Annotated in this window: 7 protein-coding genes; all 7 read left to right on the top strand. The window is 72.9% G+C overall.

What is annotated here, in order from left to right:
* The coding region (locus tag AC08OP_RS14615) for an SPASM domain-containing protein (RefSeq protein WP_476614698.1) at positions 1-739 on the top strand (739 nt) is incomplete at its 5' end.
* A 140-nt stretch (positions 740-879) separates the two neighbouring features.
* Positions 880-2,811 (top strand): ferritin-like domain-containing protein, encoded by a 1,932-nt coding sequence (locus tag AC08OP_RS14610; RefSeq protein WP_476614697.1) that lies wholly within the window; start codon positions 880-882, stop codon positions 2,809-2,811.
* Complete coding sequence (locus tag AC08OP_RS14605) at positions 2,808-3,956, top strand: hypothetical protein (protein WP_476614696.1); 1,149 nt, start codon at positions 2,808-2,810, stop codon at positions 3,954-3,956. Before AC08OP_RS14610 ends, AC08OP_RS14605 begins: the two co-directional genes overlap by 4 nt.
* A 320-nt stretch (positions 3,957-4,276) precedes the next feature.
* A complete protein-coding gene (locus AC08OP_RS14600) occupies positions 4,277-5,944 on the top strand; it encodes an ABC transporter substrate-binding protein (RefSeq protein WP_476614695.1) in 1,668 nt (555 codons plus the stop codon).
* Positions 5,945-5,948: 4 nt separating this feature from the next.
* Positions 5,949-6,941 carry an ABC transporter permease gene (locus AC08OP_RS14595; protein ID WP_476614694.1) on the top strand — a complete coding sequence of 331 codons (993 nt, stop codon included), beginning with the start codon at positions 5,949-5,951 and terminating at the stop codon, positions 6,939-6,941.
* Positions 6,938-7,816: an ABC transporter permease gene (locus tag AC08OP_RS14590; protein WP_476614692.1), complete on the top strand. Its 879-nt coding sequence runs from the start codon at positions 6,938-6,940 to the stop codon at positions 7,814-7,816. The genes AC08OP_RS14595 and AC08OP_RS14590 overlap by 4 nt, the downstream gene beginning before the upstream one ends.
* Positions 7,813-9,588, top strand: a 1,776-nt coding sequence (locus AC08OP_RS14585) for a dipeptide ABC transporter ATP-binding protein (RefSeq protein WP_476614691.1), incomplete at its 3' end; no start/stop codon positions are given. The genes AC08OP_RS14590 and AC08OP_RS14585, both read left to right, overlap by 4 nt.

Genomic DNA, 9,588 nt, shown 5'->3' with positions numbered 1-9,588 from the left:
GGCCAGTGCCTACGACCGGGTGCGGGCCGGGCTCGACCTGCTGGCCCGCCACGGGCGCCCGCGCCACCTCGCCGCCCGGATCACCGTCACCCCGGCGAGCGGCCGGCTGCGCGACGTCCTCGACCACGTGATCGGCCTCGGGTTCGACGAGGTCGGGTTCGCTGCGGTCGTCGCGTCGCCGGACCCGGCGCTCGAGTTCACCCGCCCGGCCTTCGACGAGTTCCTGCGGCAGATGGTCGAGTGCGGCGAGGTGGCGCTGCGTGAGCTGGCCGCCGGTCGCCGGTACCCGTTCGGCAACTTTGAGACCGCCATGCAGCAGATTCACCGCGGCAGCCATCGCCCCTACCCGTGCGGGGCGGGCGCGGGGTACCTCAGCGCCGCCGCGAACGGCGACCTGTTCGCCTGCCACCGGCTCGTCGACGACCCCGACTTCGCCATGGGGTCGGTGGCGGCCGGCCCGGACGACGCGGCCCGGGCGGGTCACCTCGCCCGTAGCCACGTCGACCGGATGAGCCCGTGCCGCTCGTGCTGGGCCCGGTATCTGTGCGGGGGCGGCTGCTACCACGAGGTCACCCGGCGTGGGCGGCCCGGCTGCGACTACATCCGTGGCTGGCTCGCCTTCTGCCTGCGGGCGTACGTCGAGCTGTCCGCGGCGCGTCCCGATTTTTTCGACGGGCGACCGCCGGCGTCGGCGATGTACGGCGGCAGCGGCAGTGACCCGACCACCGTCGCCCGGTGATGGTGCGCCGCCCGGTGATGGTGCGCCGCCCGGTGGTGCGCCGCCCGGTGGTGCGCCGCCCGGTGATGAGGCGTTGCTCGATGAACTCGATGAGGATGCGTCGCCCGGCGAGGTGCGTCGCTCGAGGAAGGGGCTGAAACATGGCGGATCCCGTGCCCGTGCCCGGGCCACCGGCCGGGAAGATCTTCCCCCGTAACCTGACAGCGCGGGCGGACCACGTTGTGCGCGGCAACCCGGCCGGCACCCGTCCCGAGAGCGGCGTCGACAACTGCTATCCGGGGCTGGAGTTCGACCAGCGCAATCTCGACAAGGCGTTCTTCCCCGGGCTGACCTTCGAGTTCCACCGTCCGGACGGCGCCGTGCTGCGTCACGTCGCCGCCACCGGTGTCGCCGCCGAGCGCGGCCTGACCGACGCGGATCTGCCCCTGCACCTGTGGGCGGTGTGCGGGCGCACGACCGTCGACCAGGCCGAATCGGAGATACCGACGTTCACCTGCGCGGACCTTGGCGGTCTGGACGTCTGGCGGCTGGTGCACGACCTGATGCCGGGTCGGATCGCGATCCTGCTCGGCCCGCCGCCGGGGATCTCCTCGCCCGGCGCCGACGTCGTGAACGGCACGCTCAACGGATTCCGTCGCGGTGACCGCAGCGTCGTGCAGCGGGATCCGGACGGCACGGTGCTGGCGGTCCTGGTCGCCGACCGGGCCCGTTACCTCGACCCCGACGGTGTCATCGACCCCGACGTCTACCTGCCCGGGGAGCTGACCCGCAGCCTGTGCGCGCCGTGGCAGTACGACTTCCGGGACTGCGGCTGCTTCTACTGGGCGGCGTCCAAGCCCGACGTCGTCACCAGCGCGGACGGGCAGGTCCCCTACGTCAACTTCCAGCGGCGCGATCGCACCAGCGTTCCGCCGCCCGCCGACCTGGCGACCGAGGTCGGCCGCCGGGAGCTGGAACTGGACTACCCCGAGATGCTCCATGCCTGGAACGACCTGGCCGTCGTGCTGGACGGCCGGGAGACCGGCGGGGGCGCGCCGCTACCGCCCCCGGCGCCGGCTACCGACGAGCTGACCCGGGACGAGGTGCTCGCCGAGCTGAACTACCTGGCCACTGTCGAACATGCCCTGTCGGTGGAGTACCTGTTCGCCCACTACTCGCTCGACGCGCCCCGGCTACTGCCCGACGACGCCGACGAGCACACCCGCCGCGTGCATGCCGCGGCCACCGAGGTGTTCTCCATCGCGGTCGACGAGATGCGGCACCTGCGCTGGGTCAACGAGGCGCTCACCCTGCTCGGCCTGCCCCCGAACGTCGGCCGGGCCGAGCGCATCCACCGCCAGCTCGACCGGCCGTTCCAGCTCCAGCCGTTGACCCCGGCACAGCTGGACTGGTTCATCGAGGTCGAACGGCCGAGCCAGGGAACGGCGTCGGGCATCGACGGGATGTACGTGCGGCTGCTGCGCACGATCGATGGACGGCCCGACCTCTTCCCCGAGCGGGACCGGCTCGTCCACCTTGTCAAGCTCATCATCGACGAGGGGGGTGAGCACTTCCGCCGGTTCGGCACGGTCAAGAATCACCTCGCCGGGCTCGCGCCGGAGAGCTATCTGCGCACGATGCGGCCGGATCCGGTCGACGCGCTCACCGGCGGTCTGGCGGATCTCAGCGACCAGAACTACGCTCTGCTGCTCAGCGCCCTGCAGGCGACCTTCGCCCTGGGGGACCGGGCCGGCGGGCAGCTGCTCGAGCAGGCCCGTCGGGCGATGTTCAGCCTGCACGAGACGAACCACCTGCTCGCCGCGCGCGGCGTGCAGCCGCGCTTCGCCCTGCCCGGTCCGGTCACCCTGCCCATTCCGGTCGCCGACCACGCCGCCGGGCTCCGGCGGGCGCAGGAGACCGTTGCCGAGCTGGGCGGCTCGGCGGAGCGTCGACTCGTGCTCCAGCACGGGGCGGCGCACGAGGCCCTGCTCGCCGAGCTCCTGGCCGCCGGCACCGCGCCGGCCTCCGCGCCGGCCTCCGCGCCGGCCTCCGCAACGGACGGGGAGCCGGGCGGCTCCCGGACGGAGGAATGACCGAGGCCGTCGTCGCCGGGGCTGGGTTGGCCGGCCTGACCTGCGCGTACCTGCTCGCCGCCCAGGGACGGCCCGTCCGGGTGACCGGATGGCAACCGGATGCCCGTGAGCGGGCGCCGGATACCGGCGGTGCGCGTCCGCGCTGGCTGGTGCTCAACGAGCTGACCGTTGCCGTGCTCCGAGACGTCTGGGACGGCGGCGCCGGCCTGTTCGAGGACGCCTGGCCGATTCGGCACCGGCACGTCCGGTGGGGCGGGTCGGCCACGACGCGGCGGCTGGAACAGCCCAGCCTGGCTGTCGACGGCAGCGTGCTGGTCCGCCGGCTGGGCGCACGGCTCGCCGAGGCGCACCCGGACCTGGTCCGGTTCACCCCGGATGGCCTCGCGTCGCCGCCTGCCGTGTCGCCGCCTGCCGTGTGGCTGGTCACCGCCGCTGCGCCTCCACCGGGCCGACCGGCCCGACCCGTCGAGCTCGGACGCCGAAACATGATCAGCGCCGAGGTGCGGCTCGCGCCGGCCGAGCCCACCGCCACGAGCCGGCTGGTGGCCGCCGGGTCGGCATGGGTCTTCCTGGCGCCGATCGGCGAGCGGCAGGCGTTGGTGCAGGCGATGGTCCCCGGGCCCGTCGCCCGTCCCGTGCCGCTGCTTCATCGGCTTCTCGCCGAGACGGCGCTGGGAGCACGATTGACGGCGCTGCCCGAGACCGTCGTGGTCGTGCCCGCGGCGCCCCGGTTCCTACAACCGCCCTGCGGGCCGGGGTGGTTCGCGGTGGGAGGCACCGCCGCCCGGTTCGACCCGCTCAGCGGCTCGGGGGTCGCGCACGCCGTCCGCACGGCGATCCTCGCCGCGGCGGCGATCGAGGCCATTGACCGGGGTGCCGACGAGCGGGACGTCCGCGCGCACGTCACGGCCCGGGTCCTAACCGCCTTCTTCGAGCACGTCCGCACCTGTCTGGGCCTCTACACCTCCGCCCTGGACACCTCCGCCCTGGACACCTCGGATCCGGGTACCTCCGCCCTGGCCGCGACGGCCTGGCGGGACGAGATCGACACGATGGCGGGTGCCCTGCGCCGGTTCGGCGCGGCCCCACCGCCCTCCTTCGGCTTCACCCTGGTGGACCGCCACCTCGTCGCTCATCCCCGTTGACGGCTCCACCGAGGTGGCGCGGCGTACCGCCGGACGGACATGCGCGACGCCGGGCGGGGCGCGCGGCACGTGCGGGTGGGCCTACGGGCGATGCGCACGGGCTTGCGGCCCGATGCCTATGAGCCGCGATAACAGGATGAACCGCTGCCTGTCTAGACTAGTACGGCAATAGCACCATCGGCGACTACCTCCCCGTTCGTGCTGGTCCGTGCCCGTACGGCACGCGCCCGGGCCGCCGGTTGCGGCTCCGCGTGCCCCTCGGCCGCCGGGCCGCATGACCTGGTGAGGCCATCGTCGCGTCCGCCCTATCTGGAGCATCCATGAAACGCCCACGTCCCCGATTCCACCCCGCCGCCCGCGTCGCGGCCGTCGCGGCCGCCGCCGCCATGCTCGGCGCCTGCGCGTCCGATCCGGCACCCGCCGGCTCCACCAGCGCGAACGGGGCGGGCGGAACACCGCACCGGGGCGGCACGCTCACCTTCGCGGTGGCCACCGAGGGCGACTGCCTCGACCCGCACGTCAGCCCGGCCGACGTCACCGCTGTCATCCAGCGGGGTGTGTTCGACTCGCTCGTGGCGCAGCAGCCGGGCGGCGAGGTCGGCCCGTGGCTGGCCACGTCGTGGACGGTCTCCGCCGACGCGAAGACGTTCACCTTCAAGCTCAAGGACGGCGTGACGTTCCACGACGGCACACCGTTCGACGCGGCGGCGGTGAAGGCGAACTTCGACCACATCGCGGCGAAGTCAACGAAGTCGCAGTACGCGGTGGCGCTGCTCGGCCCCTACGTCGGCACCGAGGTCGTCGACCCCCGCACGGCCAAGGTCACCTTCTCCAAGCCGTACGCGGCATTCCTCGCCGCGGCCGCCACGGCCTACCTCGGCATCGAGTCGCCGAAGAAGATCGCCGAAGCGCCGGACACCCTCTGCTCGGGCGGGCCGAACTCGGTGGGTACCGGGCCGTTTCGCTTCACCCGCTATGTGAAGGGATCGGTCGCCGAGTTTACCCGCAATGACGGCTACACCTCGGCCCCCGGCGGCGCGAAGCACACCGGCGCCGCCTACCTCGACAAGCTGGCCATCCGCTTCCTGCCCGAGGACGCGACGAGGGTGAGCGCGCTGCGCAGTGGGGAGATCGACGCCGCCGACGGCGTGCCGGCGCAGAACGTCGCCGCGCTCGAGGGCGATAACTCCCTGCGGCTGCTCAAGGTGATTCCGCAGAACGCCAACTACTCGATCTACTTCAACACCAGGCGTGCGCCGTTCTCCGACGAGCGGGTCCGCAAGGCCGTCCAGCGCGCCGTCGACGTCGACACGATCGTGAAGACGGTCTACGCCGGCCAGTACGCCCGCGCGTGGAGCACCCTGACGCCAAAGAACATCGCCTACGATCCCAGCCTCGAGAAGGCCTTCCCCCATGACGTCGCCGCGGCGAACAAGCTGCTCGACGAGGCCGGCTACACCGGCCGCGACGCCGACGGCTACCGCACGAAGAACGGCGCGCGTCTCGTCCTCGACTGGCCCTACGTCGGCGCCTTCAACCGCGAGCAGCGCGACATCGTCAGCCAGGCGGTACAGGCCGACCTGAAGAAGGTCGGCATCGCCACCAAGCTCTACTCGATGGACTCGGGCGCCTACACCACCCAGCGCAACGCCGGCGGCTACGACCTGATCGCCTACAGCTGGGGCAAGTCCGACCCCGACCTGCTCCGTACGCTGTTCGCCTCGAATCTGACGTTCACCCAGGGCGGGGCGAACAGTTCCGGGATCGCGGTGCCGGAGGTCGACGAATGGCTCGCGACCGGCGCCGGCACGACGGATCTCGCCGCCCGCAAGAAGGCCTACGGGCAGGTGCAGAAATATGTGATCGACCACGCGTACACCCTGCCGGTCTACGTGTTCACCCGGACCGTCGGCACGGTGTCGAAGGTCTACGACATCACCTTCGACGCGGACGCCTTCCCGCTGTTCTACGACAGCTGGGTGGGCTGATCTAGTGCGGGCTGTGGCGAGGTTCCTGCTGCGTCGGCTGGTCGTGGGCGCCGGGGTCCTGTGGGGCGCGGCGACGTTGGCCTTCGTGACGCTGCACGTCGTACCGGGTGATCCCGTCGACACTTTGATCGGGCCGACGTTCGGGATCTCGCCGCAGCTTCGGGAGCAGATCAACGAGACGTACGGGTTCCAGTCGCCGCTCGTCGTCCAGTACGGCACCTGGCTGCGCCGCCTGGTGACCGGCCATCTCGGCACCTCCTACCAGCTGCAGCGGCCGGTCGTGGAGGTGTTGTCCGGTCAGGTGTGGCCGACGGTGCAGCTGGCGCTCACGGCGTCCGCGCTCGCCACGCTGCTGGCGATCGGGCTCGTGGTGTCGACCGCCGGCCGGGGCGGCACCACCCACCGGCTCGGCCGGATGCTGGCGACCAGCGTCGAGCTGCTCGTCGTGTCGAGCCCGACGTTCTGGATCGGCATCCTGCTCATCACCCTCTTCTCCGCGCATCTCGGCTGGTTTCCCAGTGCCGGCGCCGCTGGCCCGTCCGGACTGGTCCTCCCGGCGTCCGCGCTGGCCCTGCCGATCGCCGGGGTCCTCGCCCAGGTGCTGCGGGAGGGACTTGACGCCGCGCTGGAGGCTCCGTTCGTCGTCTCGGTCCGCGCCCGCGGCATCGGCGCGGTGGGCGTGCTGACCCGCCACGCCCTGCGCCATGCCGCGCTCCCGCTCGTCACCCTGCTCGGCTGGGCGGTGGGCAGCCTGCTCGGCGGCGCCGTCGTCACCGAGGCGGTGTTCGCCCGGCCGGGGATCGGTCGGGTGACCCTCGCGGCGATCTCGGCCAAGGACATCCCGGTGGTCACCGCGGTGGTGCTGCTGTCCGCGGCGGTCTTCGTCGTCGTGAACAGCGTGGTCGACCTGCTCTACCTGCTCATTGACCCGCGACTGCGCGACGACGGATCCGGTGCCGGGAGGGCCACGGCGGTTGATCTGGCGGTGTCCCGGTGACCGCGGTCGGGGAGGCCCGCCCCGGGACCGAGTCGCCCGCCGCCGGTGCCCTGGCCCGCACCGGCGGTGGCCGGCCGCGTCCCGGTTTGATCGCGGCCGGCCTGCTGATCGTCCTGCTTCTTGTCGCGACCGCCTGGCCGGGGCTGCTCAGCCGTCATCCCGTGGACGGGGCGAACCTCGGCGAGGCGCTGCGCGGACCGAGCTGGGCACACTGGTTCGGCACCGACCAGCTGGGCCGGGACGTCTTCGCGCGGGTGGTCACCGGCGCCCGGCATTCGCTACTGCTCGGTGCCGGAGCGACCGCGCTCGGCGCGGGGATCGGGGCGACGGTCGGCCTCGCGGCGGCCCTCGGCGGCCGGTTCGCGGACGGGCTGCTCATGCGGCTCGTGGACCTGCTGCTCGCCTTCCCCGAGCTGCTCCTCGCGCTGCTGGTCATCGCCATCGTCGGTCCAGGCTCGGTGAACGCGGCGGTGGCCATCGGCATCGCGGCGGTCCCCAGCTACGCGCGGGTTGTGCGGTCGCGTGCCCTCGTCGTCCGCCATGCCGGGTTTGTCGACGCCGGGGTGGCGCTCGGCCTGCCCCGATCGGTGATCGTGCTGCGCCACATCGTGCCGAACACGCTAGGACCGTTGCTCGTGCTGGCCACCGTCGGCGTCGGGACGGCGATCATCTCAGGTTCGGCGCTGAGTTTCCTGGGCCTCGGTACGAAGCCGCCGGCCCCCGAGTGGGGGGCGATGCTCGCCGACGGCCGGGGCGTCATCGACACCGCCTGGTGGGTCGTGGTGTTCCCCGGGGCGGCGATCGCCGCCACTGTCGTCGCCGTGACCGTGCTCGGCCGCCATGCCCGCCTGCGGGTGGAGGGACGGACTCCGTGAACGACCAGCCGCAGGTCTCACCGCCGGCACCGCCGAACTCGGCACCGCTGGGGTCGGCACCCCCTGGTTCGACACCTCTGAGCGCGCGGGGGGCGAAGGAGCCGTCCGCGACCCTGCTGACCGTCGACGGGCTGCGGGTCTCCTTCGGCCGGGGCGGTCGGGCCGTCGAGGTGGTGCGGGGAATCTCCTTCGATGTCGCTGTGGGGGAGTGTGTGGCCCTCGTGGGCGAGTCCGGATCGGGTAAGAGCGTGACCGCCCGCGCCCTCGTCGGACTCGCCGGAGCGGACGCGACGGTCCAGGCCCGGCGGCTGCGCCTGGGCGGGACCGACCTCATCGGGCTGCGGGACCGGGAATGGCGCGCCCTGCGTGGCCGCCGGATCGGCCTGGTGCTCCAGGACGCCCTCGGTTCCCTCGATCCGCTGCGGCGGGTCGAGCAGGAGGTCGACGAGGCGCTGCGGGCACAGGGCCCAGTCGCGCGGGCCGAACGTGGCCCCCGGATCGCGACGCTGCTGGCGCGGGCCGGTATTCCTGATCCACAGGTCCGTGCCCGGCAGTACCCGCACCAGCTCTCCGGCGGGTTGCGCCAGCGGGTGCTGATCGCCGCGGCGCTGGCCGGCACCCCGGACCTGCTCATCGCCGACGAGCCGACCACCGCTCTCGACGTCTCGGTCCAGGCCCGGATCCTCGATCTGCTCGCCGGTCTGCGCGAGAGCGGGATGGGACTGCTGCTCATCAGCCATGACCTGGCAGTCGTCGCCCGGCTCGCCGATCGGGTCGCCGTGCTGCGCGACGGAGTGATCCTGGAGAGTGGCCCGACCGAGCGGGTACTGGGCGATCCCACGCACGCCTATACCCGCGAGCTGCTTGCCGCCGTGCCCTCCGCGCGGACCAGGGGCAGCCGGCTGGCCGGACCCGTCGACGAAGCCGGGATCGCGTCGGCCGGGCTCGCGTCTGCCGGGCTCGCGTCTGCCGGGCTCGACGCGGGCGGCTCGACCGGCGCCGAGATCCTTCTGCGGGCGACGGGACTGCGCAAGGCGTTCCGGACGGCGGACGGAGAGCGACGCGAGGTGGTCCGGGACGTCTCCTTCGCGCTGCGCCGCGGGGAGACCCTCGGGCTCGTCGGCGAGTCCGGTTCGGGGAAGACGACGCTCGCCCGGATCATGCTGGGTCTGACCGAACCCGACGCGGGTGAGGTGCTGCTCGGCGGCGTTCCCTGGGTCGGCCCGTCGGGTCCTGGGGGCGGCTGGGGCAGCTGGGTGCCGGAGCGTGACCGCCGACCACGCCGCCGGCAGATCCAGGCGATCTTCCAGGACCCGCTGGGTTCCTTCGACCCACGACTGACGGTGGGCCGGATCCTGACGCAGGCGCTGCGGGTGGGTGGGGTCGCGCGAACCGAGCGCCGCGACGCCGCCGTCCAACGGCTGGAACAGGTGGGGCTCTCCGCGCGGGAACTACGGCGCAGACCGGTCGAGCTGTCCGGCGGGCAGCGGCAGCGGGTGGCCATCGCCCGGGCGCTGTCCGTGGAACCGCAGGTGCTGATCTGCGACGAACCGGTGTCCGCGCTCGACGTGTCCATCCAGGCCCAGGTCCTGGACCTGCTCGTCGACCTGCGCCGGACCCACCGCATGGCCATGGTCTTCGTCTCGCACGACCTCGGCGTCGTGCAGCACCTCAGCGACCGGGTCCTGGTGATGTACGACGGGCGGGTCGTCGAGTCCGGGGACGTGGGGACGGTCTTCACCGCTCCCCGGCACCCCTACACCGTACGGCTG

The sequence above is a fragment of the Frankia sp. CeRuru1 genome, assembly GCF_977966315.1.
This window is presented reverse-complemented; position numbering and strand designations above follow the sequence as displayed.

Excerpts from the sequence above, each read along its gene's own strand:
- AC08OP_RS14605 (WP_476614696.1), top strand. The coding sequence starts at position 2,808 with ATGACCGAGGCCGTCGTCGCCGGGGCTGGGTTGGCCGGCCTGACCTGC.
- AC08OP_RS14610 (WP_476614697.1), top strand. The coding sequence starts at position 880 with ATGGCGGATCCCGTGCCCGTGCCCGGGCCACCGGCCGGGAAGATCTTC.
- AC08OP_RS14600 (WP_476614695.1), top strand. The coding sequence starts at position 4,277 with ATGAAACGCCCACGTCCCCGATTCCACCCCGCCGCCCGCGTCGCGGCC.